Below are 15,865 nucleotides of genomic sequence, written 5' to 3' on the forward strand. Positions count from 1 at the left end.
TTAACCGGCAAACATTTTCTTACACTTTTCCTCAATAAAAGCAAATATTTACAAAATATAAACAGCAAATTTACTTTTGCTTTACCAAAATGGTGTGGCGCAACTATACCGGGAGCTTGCAGATGAACACATTCACTCGCGTTTTGGGAACCACAATGCTGCTGTCCTTATTGGGCGTCAGTGCAACCACCGCCCTGGCGGCGGATCAACCGGCCATTCAGGCTGCCATTAACGACGCAGCTCGGCCCGCAGCCGACAGACTGACAGATGCCAATCGACACCCAGATGCCATTCTTAATTTCTTCGAGGTAGCGCCGGGTCAGCAGGTGCTGGATATCTTTTCCGGAGGCGGTTACTACACCGAGCTGCTGGCCCGCACCGTGGGCAAACAAGGCACAGTCGTGGCGCACAATAACAAGGCGTATCTGCCCTTTGCCGGTGATGAGCTGAAGCTGCGTGACTACAACACGCGCTTGCCCAATGTGCAGACCTTGCTGGCGGAGGCCGATGACCTGCACTTTGCCGAAGCGAGTTTCGATCGCATCTTTTTCGTACTTGGCTTTCATGACGCCTTTTTCAGTGAAAAAGACTGGCCTGCCATCGATGTCGATAAGCTCACGGCGCTGATGTATCGCTCACTCAAACCGGGCGGCAAGGTGGCGATTATCGACCATCGCGCCAGTGCCGGCGCGGGGACTGCCGTGACCCACAGTCTGCACCGCATTGAACCTGCGGTGGTGATTGCAAAAATGACCGCCGCCGGATTTGTGCTGGAAGGCGAGAGCGCGGCGCTGGCCAATCCCGAAGATAATCTGGAAAAGTCGGCGTTTGACAAGGATATACGCGGAAAGACTGATAGATTCGTACTCAAATTTACCCGGCTGTAACCAAAGGGCGTGGTAGTAAAAATCTGGTCTATATTTGAATAAGCAGACAAAGGAGACCGGAATATGAATTCAGCTGCGCTTTTATCCAAGGTCGATGAATTGCCAAGGTTGCCCAAGGCCATCGCCGAGTTGTTGGATGCGGTAAATAACGAAGACACCTCCATAAAAGAGGTTTGCGAAAAGCTTTCCCACGACCCTGTGCTCAGCGCCCGGGTGCTTAGACTGGCCAACTCGGCGCGCTTTGGCAGCTCGCGGGAAGTGGGTTCCATCGACGATGCTGTGGTGCGTTTGGGCATGCAAACTCTGCGCACCCTGGTGATTGCCTCAGCGGTGGTAGGTGCGGTGCCCAAGGTGGAAGGTATTGATTTAGGGGATTTTTGGGGGAATACCTTTGAAGTGGCCACCATTTGTCAGGAGCTGGCCAAGCGGCTTGGCACCCTGCCGGAAGAAGCCTTTACCTGCGGTATTTTACATTCCATTGGCGAACTCCTAATTGCCAGTGGTGAGCCCGAAAAATCCGCCGCTATCCGCGCAGCTGTGGCTGAGGGTGCCGACCGGCATTTGATGGAAAAAGAAATGCTTGGCTACGATTCTGCCGATATCGGCGCCATGCTGGCGCAAAACTGGAAGTTCACGCCGGCGCTTGTGAAGGGGATCCGCTTTCAGGATGCGCCCAAGACCTGCGAGCCTTACTCAAAGCTTGCGGGCATGATTGCCATGTCCAAACGGGTGGTCAGTGACTGGGAGAAAATCGGCGACGATGAGCGCACCAGTTGGCTGGCTCAGGTCAGTGAAATGGCCGGGGTGAAGGTGGATTTGGGCGGTCTGGCGGAGAAGCTGGGCAAGCTTCACGGTCAGGGCATGGAAATGGGCAAGCAGCTGGCTTAGGTAATTGATTTTAAGTAAAACGCTGCTCGGTGCGAGCGGTTCCTGTCCTGCGAGTTTGGTTTCCCTGCTGGCCTGACTGGGTGCTTGATTAGCCGACCGGCAGATTAGTCGCTTACCTGGTTGCGCAGCTGGATCAATTCACTGTGTTTTAAGTAGAGCAGATCGGCCGTTTTACGGATGATCTGCTCTTCGTATTGGCACAATTCCCCATCGGCAAAGGCCAGTTGCCACATCGCCAGAATTAGCGCCTGTTTGTCCTGCAGGCTGAATTCCCGATTGATTAAATCCGTATATTCAAACAGCGAGACCGCTTCTTCGTGGCGCGCCATGGCACTTTGGATAAGCTCGCTCGCCTCAGCAGCAGAGGCGCCGGTGAGATTGGCGATAATGCCGGGCAACAGTGTTTGCTCCTGCCCGGAGAGGCTTTCATCGGCCAGTACCACTTCAATCAGGAGTGCCGCAGCGGCTTCCTGCCGGGAAAGCAACTTGCCGGGTTCCCCCAGTTGCTGTTTCAGCAGTTTTTTCAGTGCCGCTATCATGCTTTCCTCCCAAGAATGGCTGTTTGAGCTGTGAAGTTTACAGCAGGCTGCCGAGACCTTTCATCAGCAGACCCACGGTATCTTCACTGGCATTGGCCTGCAGGTAGTTTTTGGCAACATCCACCATAGGCGCAGCCAGCTCACGTGAAATCCCCAGTTTTTCAAAGGCATCATACACAAGAGCGCTGCCCTGAAGCGAGTTGCCCAGGCTGCCGCCCACGCCGGAAAGCAGGCCAGACATACCGCTGCCGGAGTCCAGCGCCGGCACGGCGCTCAGCATCTTGTCGGCGCCGGGGATGGCGTTGCTGAGGCTGGAGAATTCACTGCCACTGAGGCTGCCCTGAGCCATTTTCAGCAGGGCGCCCATGCCACCTTCGGCCTGATTCTGATCCAGGCCAAGGGCCATTAAGTTGCCCAGCAGATCGCCGCTTTGGGCTTGGTTGGATGCGGCCTGAGCGGTGTTGCTGGCCGACTGAGTGGTGCTGCTTACTTGCTTGAGCGTGTCTGCCGCCAGGGCGCCAAAATCGGCTGCACTGGCCACAGGCGCCAGCAGAGACAGGGAGGCAAGCAGAGAAAGAGTGGTGATTCGTTTCATTTTGAGACGTCCTGTTGGTGTTTTCCTTCAAAGGTTGGGGGGTATTCTAGGCCGCCCAAGGTAAAAAATGCACGGAATTTGCGTCATATCAACCCTTGGTCACCGATAAGCCCTGTGCATCCACGGGGGTTTTTCGGTATTCTAGGCGCACAAAATAAGGGGTCAGTTTCTGCCGGTCACAAATCGCTTTTGGGCGGCGGAATGTAATTAACTTTTAACGGTTGGATAGACACATGTCATTGTCGGTAGTTCTGAGCGAAGCGTTTAATTTCTTTCGCAATCATCTGAGCCAATTGGCGGCTCTGACCATTCCACTGTTGCTGGCCCAGGTTGGGATCCAGCTGTGGCTGGGCAGCGAGTTTGCCAAGGCCGATATTGAAAACCCACAATTTGGGGCACCGCACTTCTTCGCCATGATGGTGCTGCTGATCATTTTCTCGATTCTGATTGCCGCGCTGACCCTGTATTTACAGCTGCGCAGCGAAGGCCATCAGCTGGCCACCGGCCAATTACTGAAAGCCAGCATGCCTTTTGTGCCACCGCTGCTGCTGGCCGGGGTGTTCTCGGGCATGGCCATTCTGGCGCCAGTGGTGTTTCTGGCCGTGTTTGGCCCGCTGTGGATTGTGGGCCTCGGGATCAGCCTGTATCTGTTTGCCCGTCTCGCTTACGTGAATTTTATGGTGGTGGCCGAGCGCTTAACGCCCTTTGAGGCTATCAAGGCCAGCTTCCAGTTTTCGGCGCCCATTGCCTTTAAAACCATGGCATTGCTGATGCTTTATGTGCCGCTGTCGCTGATTGGCGGCACCTTGTCGCAGGTGGCTGGCAACGTGGGTTTGCCGCTGCAACTGCTGACCGATACCGCCTTTGCCTTTATCGGCCTGTTCGTTAACGTGGCACTGTTCCGCCTTTACATGGTGACCCGCTCACAGGCTTGATAGGGAGACCTATGGCACATACCCGGCTAACCGATACTGGGCTTGTCAGCGCCTTCAACAGCGATTTGGGCGCTGATTATCAACAGGCCCGCCGTCATGCCCGTGATGTGCCTTCCCAAGCACTTTTGACCCTCAGAAGTGCTCTGTTCAAATTAACCGGCCTGCTCGCCGATGGCCGCTTGTCATTCGACAGCCCCAATCTCTACAACCGTATCGAAGCCCTGTCACAGGCGCGCCTATTGGGGGTGCGTCAGGTGCGGGCCATGCATCGGCTGCGTGCCGATGGTAACCGCGGTGCCCACCCGGAAAAATACCATCTGAGTCAGGAGCAGTTGCTGGCGCTGGCGGAAAAGTCGCTGCAAAACTTCTGCGCCCTGGTGGCTGAACTTGGCAATCTGGGCGAATGGGAATTTGAGCCACTGGATGCCCTTGGCAATCGCGAGCTGTGTTTTCGCGCTGTGATGCAGGACGATGCCGAGGCTCAGTATCTGCTGGGGATGGCATTTAAGGTGGAAGGCCTGATGGCCCGCGATAAGGCCGAAGCCTTTGATGATGACCAACAAGCCTCAGTCCTCGAGCCAAAGAGGCTGCTGACCAAGGCCAAGCATTGGTTTAGGGAGGCGGCAAACCATTTGCCCAAGGCCAGATACGAGCTGGCGGTGGCCTGGCTGCACGGCTATGACGGCGAAACCGATGCCAAAAAAGGTCTTGAACTGCTGGTTCAGGCGGCAGATGAAGGCATAGACGATGCCCGTGCCTTGCTGGGCTTTTGTGCGCTGACCGGCCAGTTTGGTCAGCCCCAGGACTTAATCCTTGCCAAAGCACTGCTGACCCAGGCGGCGGAGGCAGGCCACACCGAGGCCGAAGCCAATCTCGGGGTGCTCTATTATCAGGCCGGTGAGCTTGAGCGCGCCTTTGGCCATATCGAATCGGCTGCCCGTGGGGGCTTCCCGGCGGCGCAGTACCATGTATCGCTGATGCTGAGTCGCGGTGAGGGTTGCCCGGCCGATACGCTTGCCGGCGAGCGCTGGCTAGCTGAAGCGGCCCAGCAAGGGCAGCTGGATGCCATGTTCCTGCGAGCCCGCCACATGTTGCATGATGAAGCCACGCTGGGCAGCGATTTAGCGCAGGCAGAAGACTATTTACGCCAGGTGATCCGCTATGGCCGCAGCGTGCCGGCGATGATTGAATTATCGATGGCGCTTGCCGATGGCATTCTTGGGCGTATCGATGTGGTGGGGGCGGCTGCGCTGCTGCGCCACGGCGCCATGCTGGGGAATGCACAGGAGCGGGAGATTATTGCGCCGCTGTGGCAGTCGCTGGCCGAGCAGGTGGAAAAGGTTCTGCCGCTTTCGACCCATCCGGACGAAAAAAAGGCCCTGGAGAGAGCCAAAGATTTGCTGGTGGAAATGCCGGGGCCGGGTGATGAGCGCTAGCCCCGGGGCAGTGGATTACTCGGTTGGATCGTGATCGAAGGTGCGGCCCTGATGGGGACGTGGACGGAATGCATCGCGATCGCGAAAACGGATAAAGGCGTCGCTGGTTTCGGCTTCAAACTGCGTCTCGGCGCGCTTGGCCTGAGCTTGCTGGGCGCGGCGAACCAGCTTACCCAACCAGATGCGGCCAAATACGCTCAGCAGCCCGAAGGCGACCGCTCCGGCCAGCAGAATAAAGGGTAAGGCCACCAGGCTGAGTCCCATTACCACCAAACCGGCCACAAACATGGCCAGACCTTTAAGGCCGCTGAAACGTTGGTGCAGGGGCGGGGTGTGGAATTGACTGTAAATCATATTGCCTCCTCGGCGGGTGTCATGGTCACAGTCTGCGAAAAATCGTCCCGCGAAGCACGTGAAATATGGTTAATCTTCCCGCAGCCTTGAGTTAATTCCAGCTGCCGCTGTCGCGGGCACTGTGCCTTGCACTCTGGGTAATCAGTTCTCTGAGCCACTTGTGGCCCGGGTCGCCGTCGTTGCGCTGATGCCACAGCAGCACGTATGCCAGCGGCATAAAATCAAACGGCAGCGGCAGCATTACCAGCGGATACAGATTGATGGCGTGGCGGGCGAAACTTTCCGGCAGGGTAAACACCAGGTCTGTGTGGGCACAGACGCTGGCGGCGCCGTAAAAGTCCGGCACCGTGGTGCACAAATCCCGCTGCTGCCCCTTGGCTGCCAGGTGGTAATCCAGCGCCCACCAGTCGTTACCTTCGCAGCGCACCTGCACATGCTGCATGCTGAGGTAAGCCTCTACATCCCAGTTGCCCGCCTGATGCAGCGCCAGCGCCGGGTGTCCCACCCGTACCAAACACAGTTGATGGTCGTGATACAGAGTCTGATGGCAGATGCCTTCAGGCAGGCTGTCGATACTGAAATTCGATTGGGGCTGCAGGTCGATGCCATCGATACCAAAGTCAATCTGGCCCAGCTGTAAGTCACTGATGGACTTTTCATTCCACATGTAGGAGTTGATACGCAGGTTCGGCGCCTGGGCCAGCAAGGGGCCGATAAACCCGGGGATCAGGGTTTCGTAGGCGCTCTCCACCATAGCAAAGCTGAAGCTGCGGTTGCTGCTGCCCGGGTCGAAACTGGGGGGCAGGGTGAGTTGATACAGCTCCTGCAGAATTTTCGGAAGCCGCTCGCCGAGTGCCAGTGCATGTGCCGTGGGCTTCAGCCCGTGGGCGGTACGGGAAAACAGCGGGTCGCCCAGGGTTTCCCGCAGGCGGCTCAGGCTTTTCGACAGCGCCGATTGACTCAGATTCAGCCGCACGGCCGCGCGGGTCACGCTCTGTTCTTCAATCAAGACCTGCAGTACTACCAATAAATTCAGGTCAATACGGGCCAGTTTATCCAGTTGCATAGATATTCCTTGAAGGAATTTGTAAAAGGAATATATACCATTTCTGTTCATACCACAGCAGGGGTAAGATGCTCGCATCGTTAAACCAGTCTGAAAATACCTAACGCCATGTCCCGTAATCTGTTGCCCATTTTGATGTCTCTGGTGCTGTTGAGCCCGCTGGCCATCGACATCTACTTGCCTTCCATGCCCGCGATGGCGGTGGATTATGGCGTTGACGAGCGGCAGGTGCAGTCCACCCTGGTGCTGTTTTTGTTTGCCATGGGTGTGGGTCAGGTATTGATTGGTCCGCTGGCCGACCGTTATGGTCGTCGCCCGGTCGCCCTGTTTGGTACCGTGCTCTATGTGGTCAGCAGCTTGCTTGCCATGGCAGCGATGGAGTTCGAGTGGCTGCAATTGGCGCGTCTGCTGCAAGGTCTGGCGGCCTGTTCTACGTCCATCGTGGCCTTCAGTGCCGTGCGTGACAGCTACAGCCAGTCCGAAGGCGCCCGTATTTACAGTTACCTTAACGGAGCTATCTGCGTGATCCCGGCGCTGGCCCCAACCCTTGGCGGCCTGCTGGCACTGCAATTTGGCTGGCGCTCTACCTTCGCCTTTATGGCGCTGTACGGCCTGTTGATGCTGGTGGTGGTGGGCTATCGTCTGCCGGAAACCCGTCCGGCCAATACTCATTCTGCCGGACCTTTGTACCGCTGGGAGCGTTATGGCCCTGTGCTGAAAAACAGCCACTTTATGTTTTATGCCATCACCTGTATGGCGGCCATGGCGGCTATCCTGTGTTATGTGTCTTACTCGTCCATCTGGCTGATTGGCCGCCTTGGGCTCAGTGAGCTGACCTTCTCCGGTCTGTTTGGCCTCAATGCTTTGGTCAACGTAGTGGCGTGTTTTGCGGCGCCGCTGGTCATTAAGCGTCTTGGCAATCGCCCCACTGTGATTGTGGCCTTGTGGCTGATGGCACTGGCGTCGCTGCTGGAGCTTGGCCTGCAACTGGTTGACTGGCAGACCCCGCTGGCAGGAGCCTTCGCCTTTATGCTGCCGATGATGCTGCTGTGTATTGGTTTTGCTTTCTTGCTTGGCCCGGCCACCAGCATGGCGCTGGCGCCCTTCGGTGAGCGTGCCGGTACGGCCACAGCCATGCTGGGTTTTATTCAGATGAGTGGTGCGTCTGTGATTACTGCGCTGGTGCAATTGACGCCTCTGGAAGCGCCGCTGGCCATAGGTTTGACCATGGGGGTTCTGGCACTGCTACTCTTGTTTGTGATGATGTTGCCAGGGCTTGGCCATTGGCACCGGGAACCAGAGCACGGCTAAGCGTGCCCCGTCCGGCGATAATGAATCACCCTTTGGCCCACAACGATAAGCTCGGTGTGGGCCTCTTTTTATCAGAAGCGACCGTTCAGACCCACCTTGAAATGAAAGTTGTCACTGCCTGAATCACCACTGTCCTGGAGCGCAAAGTTGAGTCGAAAAGTTTGTCAGCACTGCCATTTTCCGAGCAACGTGTGTCTGTGCGATGTCCTCAAACCTGTGACATCCCGCAGCGCTGTCTGGGTGTTGCAGCACCCATCTGAAACCGACCATGGCAAAAACAGTGCCCGTTTACTGCCGCTGATGTTGGACAAGGCGCAGATTGTGGTTGGCGAAACATCTGCGGATTTTGCCGGGCTGCAGGCACAAATTCAGGCTCAGGGGCTGGCGCCTGTGCTGGTGTATCCTGCCGAAGCAGGGGAGGCGGTGTTTACGCCTGCGGCAAACGCGCCTGAGCCGGAAAACCGGCTGCTGATTCTGCTCGATGGCACCTGGCGCAAGGCGCTGAAGATGTATCACCTCAACCCCTGGCTGCACACGCTGCCCAAGCTCGCCTTGTCACCCGAAAAGCCCTCGGCCTACCGGATCCGCAAGGCACACAGGGCCGATAGCCTCTCGACGCTGGAGGCCGCCGCCGAGGCGCTCATGCTGCTGGAGCCGCAGCTCGATGTGTCTGCCCTGTTCGAGGCCTTTGACGCCATGGTATCCCGGCGCCTGGCGGCCATGCCTGAGGCGGTGCGGCAACGATATTTACGTGATGAGAGCAACTCTTAGCCGATTTGACCGATAGGGCGAGGCCGCAGTTGGTGCTACTCTGGCACATGAACAGGATTGTTTGATTTCGGTGGTACAGGATGACGGTAGTTGAAATGGATGTGGCTAACGACCGCAGCAGCAAACGGGGCCGGGTAAAGGCCCTTGGCGAGCGCAGTATGCGCTTGCTCTGGCTGCTTATTCTGTGTGGTCTCACCACCCTGGTGTTGTCGGTGGGCTATGCCTTTTGGCAGCTGGAACGCGAAATTAAAGACGACCTCGACCAGCTGATAGGCTTCCTTGACACCAGACTGCAAACCGCCGAGCGGGCGCTGCTGGAGCTGGATGCTCAGGACGTTTCCCGCTGCGATGATGCCGCCGTGCGGCGGATGACCGAATTTACCTTTGAACACCCAGCCGCCGGCATCTTTCTTACCCGCCCAGTGGGCGATACTTCCAGGGTGTTTTGCACCATCCACGGTCAGGTGGCCCCCACCCAGCACAGCACAGTACTGGCAAGGGCACAGGTGCCTGACAAGCCCGGCTTCGAGCTGATTATTGTTGAGCACCTCTGGTCCGGAAAGCCGCGTCGCAATCTGTTTCTCGACTACCATGGCGAGCGCCAATACAACTCGGTGCAAATCCCCCTCTCCGACAGCTATGCCTTCCTCGAGGCCGATAAAGAATCCCAGCGGCGCCTCACGATATTGCTCAACAACCAATACCAAATCACCCAGCTTGGCAGTCTCAGGGACAAGGACGACTGGGGCAGCATGAAGGCGGGCAGCGCCATTTGGCCGCTGTCGATGGAGGCTGCCATCAGTGGCCGCCGGGTGCTGGCCGAGGCGCGGCTGCTTATTCCGTTGCTGCTGCCCTTTGCGGCCCTGGGGGTCTTTCTGCTGGTGTACATTTCACGGATGCGGGCGCGGGTAGATGAAACCCTGTTTCGGTTCCACCGCGCCTTGGAGCGTGATGAGTTTGTCGGCTATTTTCAGCCGATTGTGGATGCCAGTGCCGGGCGTATCACCGGCTGTGAAGTCTTGCTGCGCTGGGTCAGGGCCGATGGCTCAGTGATCCCGCCGGGGCGTTTTATTCCGCAGCTGGAGCAGAGCGAGCTTATTCAGGAAGTGACCCAACGGCTGCTGTTGTCGCTGCCAAAGCAAATCGGCGAGGTGCTTGAGGCCGACAAGGCATTTCGCTGCGGCGTGAATCTGGTACCGGCGCAGCTCGAATCTCCGGAGCTGGCCGACTGGCTCAGCGCCAATTGCGATGCCATTGGCTGTAACCATCTGGCGCTGGAGATCACCGAGCGTCTGCCAGTGACCGATATGCCAGCCGCCCGCGCCGAACTTAAGCGATTCAAGGCACTGGGTATCGAAATCAAGCTCGATGATGCCGGTACAGGTTACGGCGGCGCCGCGTATTTGCAGGAACTCAGTATCGATGTGCTGAAAATCGATAAGCTGTTTGTGGATACCCTGCTGATTTCACCGGACAACACGCCTGTGCTGGATGCCTATATCCGTCTGGGGCAGAGCCTGGGGCTCAAGGTCATTGCCGAAGGGGTGGAAACCCTGGCGCAGTCGCAGGCGCTGATCGCCAGAGGCGTGCATTTGCAGCAGGGGTTCCTGTTTGCCAAACCCTTACCTGCGGCAGATTTTGTTGCGCTGTATCGCAACTGGCAGCCACAATATGGGGAGATGCGGCCCAGGCAGTTACAGCCGCAATAGTGTTTTTGTCCCAAGCGCCGCGCTTGAAGGAACCAAGCCATGAAAAAATTGCCCCTGTTCGTTGCCATGCTGAGCGCAGCCCTGAGCTTTGCGGTTATGTCTGCCGACGACACTAAGCCCCGGTTGGTGATGAAAGCCGACAAGGCCCGGGAACAGGCTCAGAAAACCGAGGCAGAGCAGCTCGAGAAAGCCCGTGCTGCCGCAGCCGATACCGCCACCCGTGAAGCCGATGTGCTGAAACGTCAGCAGCACGATGGCTGGGAAGATGCCCAGCGTGACAAGGCTGCCGCCCAGTTCAACGACCGCGAAAGCCGCGAGCAAAAGTATCTGCGGGAAGCCAAGGAAGCGGCCAGGAAAGAGCGCAAGATCCCCAAACCATGAGTTTTCCCTGTTGCCTGTGCGGTGAAGCCACACTTTACCTGTTCGCCGAAGACTGTCGTCGCCCCTATTATCGTTGCCGCCACTGTGCCCTGGTGCAGGTACCGGCACCGTTCCACTTAAACGCCGCCGACGAGAAGGCCGAATACGACAAGCACGATAATGGCGAAGACAGCCCAGGCTATCGCAGCTTTCTGAGCCGGACCCTGGCGCCTGTGTTGCCGCGGCTGCAGCCTGGCGATAAGGGCCTCGATTTTGGCTGCGGCGCCGGTGCTTTGCTGACCAAAATGGCCGCCGAGCAAGGCTATGAGTTTGCGCCATACGATCTCTATTACTTTCCCGACCGCAGTGTGCTGACGCGCCAATACCAGTGTGTGATCCTCACCGAAGTGATTGAGCACGTGGCCGATGCCCGAGGCCTGCTGGATGAGCTGGCGGGTTTGTTGGCACCCGGTGGTCTGCTCGCCATCATGACCAAGCGGGTGCTGTCGGCTGATGCCTTCAGCCGCTGGCACTACAAAAACGACCCCACCCACATCAACTTCTACAGCGACGACACCTTCGCCTGGATAGCTGCCGAGCGCGGCTGGCAACTGGAACTGGTGGACAAGGACGTGGTGTTTTTCCGCGTTCCCGAATAATTGGTTAACAATTAATCCATTTGCATGTAGTTTGGTTATTCGGATAATAAAATCAGAATAACGGATTCCCTATGCGCTCCTTTCCTGTTGCCAAACTTTCCCTGGCCCTTGCGGCTCTGTGTACCTTGCCTGCCCAGGCTCAAACCCCGGCCCAGCTCGCGGCGGCTGTGGAGCAAAAAGTCATCGAATGGCGCCGCGATCTGCATCAGCATCCTGAGCTGTCCAACCGCGAGTTTCGCACTGCCGAGGTGGTTGCCAAACACCTGAAATCCCTTGGGCTCGAGGTGCAGACCGGCATAGCACACACAGGCGTGGTGGCCAGGCTCAAAGGCGCCAAACCCGGGCCGCTGATTGCCCTGCGTGCCGATATGGATGCGCTGCCGGTGACAGAGCGAGTGGATATTCCCTTTGCCTCCAAAGCCACAGATACCTACCGTGGTCAGACGGTTGGGGTGATGCACGCCTGTGGCCACGACACCCATGTGGCCATGTTGATGGGGGTGGCCGAGAGCCTTGCCAGCATCAGAGACTCTCTGGCCGGTGAAGTAATGTTTGTGTTTCAGCCCGCCGAAGAAGGTGCCCCGGACGGTGAAGAAGGTGGCGCCGAGTTGATGCTCAAGCAGGGGCTATTTGGCAAACACAAGCCCGATGCTGTGTTTGGATTGCATGTGACCTCCAATCTGCCGGTGGGCATGATAGGTGTGCGTCCGGGCCCGGCCATGGCCAGTGAAGATTCTTTCAGTATCAAGGTGAGCGGCCGCCAGACCCACGGCTCCCGCCCCTGGAATGGCATTGACCCCATAGTCGCCTCGGCTCAGGTGGTCAGCGCGGTACAAACCATAGTGTCGCGCCGGGTGGATGTGACCAAGGCGCCCGCCGTGGTCAGTTTTGGCGCCATCAATGGCGGCATTCGCTCCAATATCATCCCCGATGAGGTGGAGCTGATTGGCACTATCCGTACTTTCGATCAGGCAATGCGTGCCGACATCAAAAAGCTGCTGTCGCAAACCGCCGCCGATGCGGCCGCGGCAGTGGGCGCCAGCGCTGAGACCCAGATTAAGCAGGGTTACCCTGTGACGGTGAACAGCCCGCAGCTGGTGGCCGAGATGCGCCCGGTGCTCGAGGCTGTGGTGGGCAGCGCCAAGGTGCTGGAGCCGGGGCTGATCACCGGTGCTGAGGATTTCTCCTTTTATGCCCAGGAGGTGCCGGGGATGTTCTTCTTCCTTGGGGTCACGCCTGCGGGTAAAGATCCGGCCACCGTGGCCAGTAACCACTCGCCTGAATTTTATGTGGATGAAAAAGCGCTGAAAATTGGCGTTGAAGCCATGACGGCGGTGGCGCTGGCGGCCCTGAAGCCGCAGTAAGCGGCGGTCAGCCGGTATCACTTTCATTTACACTTTTTTCCGCATATTCGCCTTCGCCGCACTTGCTGGCGGCGAAGGGATTGCTTTAAATGGCGGATTGGTATTTACACAATTTTTTAATTCAGAAGCAGGAAGCGAAATGAAACGTACGCTGTCAGCCCTGACTCTGGCAATGGGCCTGGCTTTGGCCCCCTTTGCCAGTCAGGCCACCACTGCCGCCGATATCAAGAGCTTTACCTTGGATAACGGTATGAAAATCATGGTGCTGGAAGATGCCTCCATCCCCAACGCCAACATGTATCTGTTCTGGAAAGTGGGCTCGCGAAACGAGGCCCCGGGCATTACCGGTATTTCCCATTTCTTCGAGCACATGATGTTCAACGGCTCCAAAAAGTACGGTCCGAAGATGTTTGACCGCACCATGGAAGCGGCCGGTGGCGCCAACAACGCCTACACCACCGAAAACCTGACCGTGTACACCGACTGGTTCCCGGCCACCGCGCTGGAAACTATTTTCGACCTCGAAGCCGACCGTATCGCCAATTTGGATATCAACGCCAAGATGGTGGAAAGCGAGCGTGGCGTGGTGACCTCAGAGCGCAGCACTGGCCTTGAAAACTCCAATATCCGTGCCCTGATGGAAGAGCTCAAAGGCATTGCCTTTCGAGCCCATCCTTATAGCTGGTCTGTGATTGGTCACGAGTCAGATATCGCCGCCTGGACGCTGGAAGATTTGGTGCAGTACCACAAGACCTACTACGCCCCCAACAATGCGGTGGTGGTGATTGCCGGTGATGTGAAACTGGACGAAGTGAAGTCGCTGGCGGGTAAGTATTTCGGGCCTATTCCTGCTCAGGAGCCGCCGCGGGAAGTGAAGACTGTTGAACCGCTGCAAAAGGGCGAACGTCGCACCTTTGTGCACAAGGCTTCGGCCAGCACGCCTAACGTGATGATGGCTTACCACGTGCCTGCGACCTCACACGAAGACTATTATGCGCTGGAATTGCTGGCGGGCATTTTGAGTGCCGGTAACAGCTCACGCCTGTATCAGTCGATGGTCGATAGCCAGCTGGCACTGGAAGCAGATACCTACTTCCCCATGTCCTTCGATCCCAACCTGTTCTACGTTTACGCCGTGGGCGCTCCCGGCGTGACTGCCGCCGCGCTGGAGCAGGAACTGATTGCCCAAACCAACCGTATCGCCGCCGAAGGTGTGACCGAGCAAGAGCTTGAGAAAATCAAAAATATCAAGCTGATGGAATTCTATCGCAGCATGGAAACCATCAATGGCAAGGCCAACACCCTGGGCACATACGAACTCTTCTTTGGCAGCTTCGACAAGCTGTTCAATGCCCCTGAGGCATACAACAAGGTCAGCACCGCCGACATTCAGCGCGTGGCCCAGACCTACCTGAAACGTGCCAACCGCAGTGTGGCCGTGCTTGCTGCCGAAGAGGAGATGGATAAATGAAAAAGTGTAAACCCCTGATGATAGCGGCAGCACTGGCACTGGCCGGTTGTGCCGCCACCGAGGGCAACAAGGGTGTCGAGGCGCCGGCAAATGCCGCATTCCAGCTGCCCGCCTACGAGCGCGTGACGCTGGATAACGGTTTGACTGTGTTCCTGATGCAGCAAAAAGAAGTGCCACTTATCACCTTAAGCGCCGTGGTGCGCGCCGGTGCGGTGAACGACAGTGTCTCGGGCGTATCTGCCATTACCGCCGAGAGCCTGATGCTGGGCGCCGGTGGCAAGTCCAAGCGCGACATTGAGAATCAGGTCGATTTTCTCGGCGCCAGTTTAAGTGCCAATGCCGGCAAAGAAGGCAGCTATGTCAGCGCCAAGTTTATGGCCAAGGATCTGGACACCATGCTGCCGCTGTTTGCCGACGTGCTGCGCCGTCCTGACTTTGATGCCGCCGAGTTCGATAAACTCAAACAGCGTGAAGTGGGCGGCCTTATTCAGGCCAAGGAAAGCCCGAGAGCCGTGATTGGCAACTACTTCGGTAAGCTGGTGTATGGCGAGCATCCCTATGGCAATGCCAGCAGCGGCAACAGCGAGTCGGTAGACAGCCTGACACTGGCGCAGGTGCGTGCCTTCTACAGCGGTTTCTATCAGCCAATCAACACCGCCATTTCTGTGGTGGGTGACTTTGATGTAGCCGAGATGAAAGCCAAGCTCAATGCCCGCTTCGGCGATTGGCACAATGGCTCTGTGACCAAGATGCGCTCCCTCGAAGAAGGCCTGCCGGTGCTTGGCAAGAGCCGGGTGCTGCTGGTGGACAAGCCCGATGCCATGGAAACCACCTTTGTGATTGGTGGCATGGGCATTTCCGAGGATAACCCCGATGCTGTGGGTCTGACCGTGGTCAACACCATTCTGGGTGGCCGTTTTACTTCCTGGCTCAACGATGAGCTGCGGGTGAATGCCGGTCTGACCTATGGTGCCCGCTCCGGCTTTACCTCCTACGCCGACAGCGGTCTGTTCCAGATAAGCACCTTCACCAAAACCGATACCACAGAAGCGGCCATCGATTTGGCGCTCAAGACCTACGATCGTCTGTGGCAACAGGGGATCGACCAGGCCACGCTGGATTCGGCCAAGGCCTACGTGAAGGGCCAGTTCCCGCCCAAGTTCGAAACCAGCGGCCAGCTGGCCGGTCTCTTGTCTGACATGTACCTCTACGGCTTTGATAACAGCTATATCAATGACTTCGAGCGTAAAGTCGACAGCCTGACCCTGGAAGAAACCCAGCGTTTGATCAACACCTACTTCCCCAAAGACAAGCTGCAATTTGTGCTGATTGGCAATGCCGCCAAGGTGGCGCCTGTGGCAGCCAAATATGGTGAAGTGACTCAGGTGAACATCAAGGACGTGGGTTTCGGTAACTAAGCCTGCGCCTTCTTAAGCGGGGTCTGCATTGTCAGACCCCGTTTCATTTTTACGCCCGGCGGCGCACATTTTCCTATTTGTTCTACACTTATTTCCATGGCG

At 57.3% G+C, this 15,865-nt stretch carries 16 protein-coding genes; 12 read left to right on the forward strand and 4 right to left on the reverse strand.

Features of this window, described 5'->3' with window-relative positions:
• The first annotated feature begins 122 nt into the window (after positions 1–122).
• Both MJ923_RS12945 and MJ923_RS12950 read left to right on the forward strand, forming a co-directional pair.
• Positions 123–887, forward strand: coding sequence for a class I SAM-dependent methyltransferase (locus MJ923_RS12945; RefSeq protein WP_240591457.1), 765 nt, complete (start codon positions 123–125; stop codon positions 885–887).
• 63 nt (positions 888–950) lie between these two features.
• Entirely contained in the window at positions 951–1,775 is an 825-nt protein-coding gene (locus MJ923_RS12950) for an HDOD domain-containing protein (protein ID WP_126168632.1), read from the forward strand.
• Positions 1,776–1,879: 104 nt separating this feature from the next.
• On the opposite strand, the gene MJ923_RS12955 is transcribed toward MJ923_RS12950, so the two are convergent.
• Complete coding sequence (locus MJ923_RS12955; RefSeq protein ID WP_240591458.1) at positions 1,880–2,314, reverse strand: tellurite resistance TerB family protein; 435 nt, start codon at positions 2,312–2,314, stop codon at positions 1,880–1,882.
• A 37-nt stretch (positions 2,315–2,351) separates the two neighbouring features.
• A complete protein-coding gene (locus tag MJ923_RS12960; protein WP_240591459.1) occupies positions 2,352–2,909 on the reverse strand; it encodes a DUF2780 domain-containing protein in 558 nt (185 codons plus the stop codon).
• A gap of 233 nt (positions 2,910–3,142) precedes the next feature.
• Here MJ923_RS12960 and MJ923_RS12965 point away from each other — a divergent pair, with 233 nt between their 5' ends.
• Both MJ923_RS12965 and MJ923_RS12970 read left to right on the forward strand, forming a co-directional pair.
• Positions 3,143–3,844: a hypothetical protein gene (locus MJ923_RS12965; RefSeq protein WP_126168629.1), complete on the forward strand. Its 702-nt coding sequence runs from the start codon at positions 3,143–3,145 to the stop codon at positions 3,842–3,844.
• An 11-nt stretch (positions 3,845–3,855) separates the two neighbouring features.
• Complete coding sequence (locus MJ923_RS12970; RefSeq protein WP_240591460.1) at positions 3,856–5,280, forward strand: DUF4145 domain-containing protein; 1,425 nt, start codon at positions 3,856–3,858, stop codon at positions 5,278–5,280.
• 15 nt (positions 5,281–5,295) lie between these two features.
• Here the strand turns inward: MJ923_RS12970 and MJ923_RS12975 are convergent, their stop codons facing one another.
• Both MJ923_RS12975 and MJ923_RS12980 read right to left on the reverse strand, forming a co-directional pair.
• Positions 5,296–5,634 (reverse strand): hypothetical protein, encoded by a 339-nt coding sequence (locus tag MJ923_RS12975; protein WP_126168627.1) that lies wholly within the window; start codon positions 5,632–5,634, stop codon positions 5,296–5,298.
• A 91-nt stretch (positions 5,635–5,725) separates the two neighbouring features.
• A complete protein-coding gene (locus tag MJ923_RS12980; protein WP_240591461.1) occupies positions 5,726–6,700 on the reverse strand; it encodes a LysR family transcriptional regulator in 975 nt (324 codons plus the stop codon).
• 108 nt (positions 6,701–6,808) lie between these two features.
• On the opposite strand from MJ923_RS12980, the gene MJ923_RS12985 reads away from it, so the two are divergent.
• From MJ923_RS12985 to MJ923_RS13020, 8 genes are all read left to right on the forward strand, one after another.
• Positions 6,809–8,011 (forward strand): multidrug effflux MFS transporter, encoded by a 1,203-nt coding sequence (locus MJ923_RS12985; RefSeq protein ID WP_240591462.1) that lies wholly within the window; start codon positions 6,809–6,811, stop codon positions 8,009–8,011.
• 147 nt (positions 8,012–8,158) lie between these two features.
• Complete coding sequence (locus tag MJ923_RS12990; RefSeq protein ID WP_240591463.1) at positions 8,159–8,782, forward strand: tRNA-uridine aminocarboxypropyltransferase; 624 nt, start codon at positions 8,159–8,161, stop codon at positions 8,780–8,782.
• Positions 8,783–8,862: 80 nt separating this feature from the next.
• On the forward strand, positions 8,863–10,491 hold the full coding sequence (locus MJ923_RS12995) for an EAL domain-containing protein (RefSeq protein ID WP_240591464.1): 1,629 nt from the start codon (positions 8,863–8,865) through the stop codon (positions 10,489–10,491).
• A gap of 39 nt (positions 10,492–10,530) precedes the next feature.
• A complete protein-coding gene (locus MJ923_RS13000) occupies positions 10,531–10,872 on the forward strand; it encodes a hypothetical protein (protein WP_126168621.1) in 342 nt (113 codons plus the stop codon).
• Positions 10,869–11,510, forward strand: coding sequence for a class I SAM-dependent methyltransferase (locus MJ923_RS13005; RefSeq protein ID WP_240591465.1), 642 nt, complete (start codon positions 10,869–10,871; stop codon positions 11,508–11,510). Before MJ923_RS13000 ends, MJ923_RS13005 begins: the two co-directional genes overlap by 4 nt.
• A gap of 71 nt (positions 11,511–11,581) precedes the next feature.
• Positions 11,582–12,874 carry an amidohydrolase gene (locus MJ923_RS13010; protein WP_240591466.1) on the forward strand — a complete coding sequence of 431 codons (1,293 nt, stop codon included), beginning with the start codon at positions 11,582–11,584 and terminating at the stop codon, positions 12,872–12,874.
• A gap of 139 nt (positions 12,875–13,013) precedes the next feature.
• The gene (locus MJ923_RS13015; RefSeq protein ID WP_240591467.1) at positions 13,014–14,345 is read left to right on the forward strand and encodes a M16 family metallopeptidase; all 1,332 of its coding nucleotides are present in this window, start codon (positions 13,014–13,016) and stop codon (positions 14,343–14,345) included.
• The gene (locus MJ923_RS13020; RefSeq protein WP_240591468.1) at positions 14,342–15,763 is read left to right on the forward strand and encodes a M16 family metallopeptidase; all 1,422 of its coding nucleotides are present in this window, start codon (positions 14,342–14,344) and stop codon (positions 15,761–15,763) included. The genes MJ923_RS13015 and MJ923_RS13020 overlap by 4 nt, the downstream gene beginning before the upstream one ends.
• Positions 15,764–15,865: the final 102 nt, after the last annotated feature.

It is taken from the genome of Shewanella zhuhaiensis, assembly GCF_022484835.1.
GTDB lineage: Bacteria > Pseudomonadota > Gammaproteobacteria > Enterobacterales > Shewanellaceae > Shewanella > Shewanella khirikhana.

Bases quoted from the DNA above. Each gene is read 5' to 3' on its own strand.
- MJ923_RS12980 (WP_240591461.1), bottom strand. From the start codon at position 6,700: ATGCAACTGGATAAACTGGCCCGTATTGACCTGAATTTATTGGTAGTA.
- MJ923_RS12960 (WP_240591459.1), bottom strand. From the start codon at position 2,909: ATGAAACGAATCACCACTCTTTCTCTGCTTGCCTCCCTGTCTCTGCTG.
- MJ923_RS13015 (WP_240591467.1), top strand. From the start codon at position 13,014: ATGAAACGTACGCTGTCAGCCCTGACTCTGGCAATGGGCCTGGCTTTG.
- MJ923_RS12950 (WP_126168632.1), top strand. From the start codon at position 951: ATGAATTCAGCTGCGCTTTTATCCAAGGTCGATGAATTGCCAAGGTTG.
- MJ923_RS12965 (WP_126168629.1), top strand. From the start codon at position 3,143: ATGTCATTGTCGGTAGTTCTGAGCGAAGCGTTTAATTTCTTTCGCAAT.
- MJ923_RS12955 (WP_240591458.1), bottom strand. From the start codon at position 2,314: ATGATAGCGGCACTGAAAAAACTGCTGAAACAGCAACTGGGGGAACCC.
- MJ923_RS12945 (WP_240591457.1), top strand. From the start codon at position 123: ATGAACACATTCACTCGCGTTTTGGGAACCACAATGCTGCTGTCCTTA.
- MJ923_RS12970 (WP_240591460.1), top strand. From the start codon at position 3,856: ATGGCACATACCCGGCTAACCGATACTGGGCTTGTCAGCGCCTTCAAC.
- MJ923_RS13020 (WP_240591468.1), top strand. From the start codon at position 14,342: ATGAAAAAGTGTAAACCCCTGATGATAGCGGCAGCACTGGCACTGGCC.
- MJ923_RS12985 (WP_240591462.1), top strand. From the start codon at position 6,809: ATGTCCCGTAATCTGTTGCCCATTTTGATGTCTCTGGTGCTGTTGAGC.
- MJ923_RS12995 (WP_240591464.1), top strand. From the start codon at position 8,863: ATGACGGTAGTTGAAATGGATGTGGCTAACGACCGCAGCAGCAAACGG.
- MJ923_RS12975 (WP_126168627.1), bottom strand. From the start codon at position 5,634: ATGATTTACAGTCAATTCCACACCCCGCCCCTGCACCAACGTTTCAGC.
- MJ923_RS13005 (WP_240591465.1), top strand. From the start codon at position 10,869: ATGAGTTTTCCCTGTTGCCTGTGCGGTGAAGCCACACTTTACCTGTTC.
- MJ923_RS13010 (WP_240591466.1), top strand. From the start codon at position 11,582: ATGCGCTCCTTTCCTGTTGCCAAACTTTCCCTGGCCCTTGCGGCTCTG.
- MJ923_RS13000 (WP_126168621.1), top strand. From the start codon at position 10,531: ATGAAAAAATTGCCCCTGTTCGTTGCCATGCTGAGCGCAGCCCTGAGC.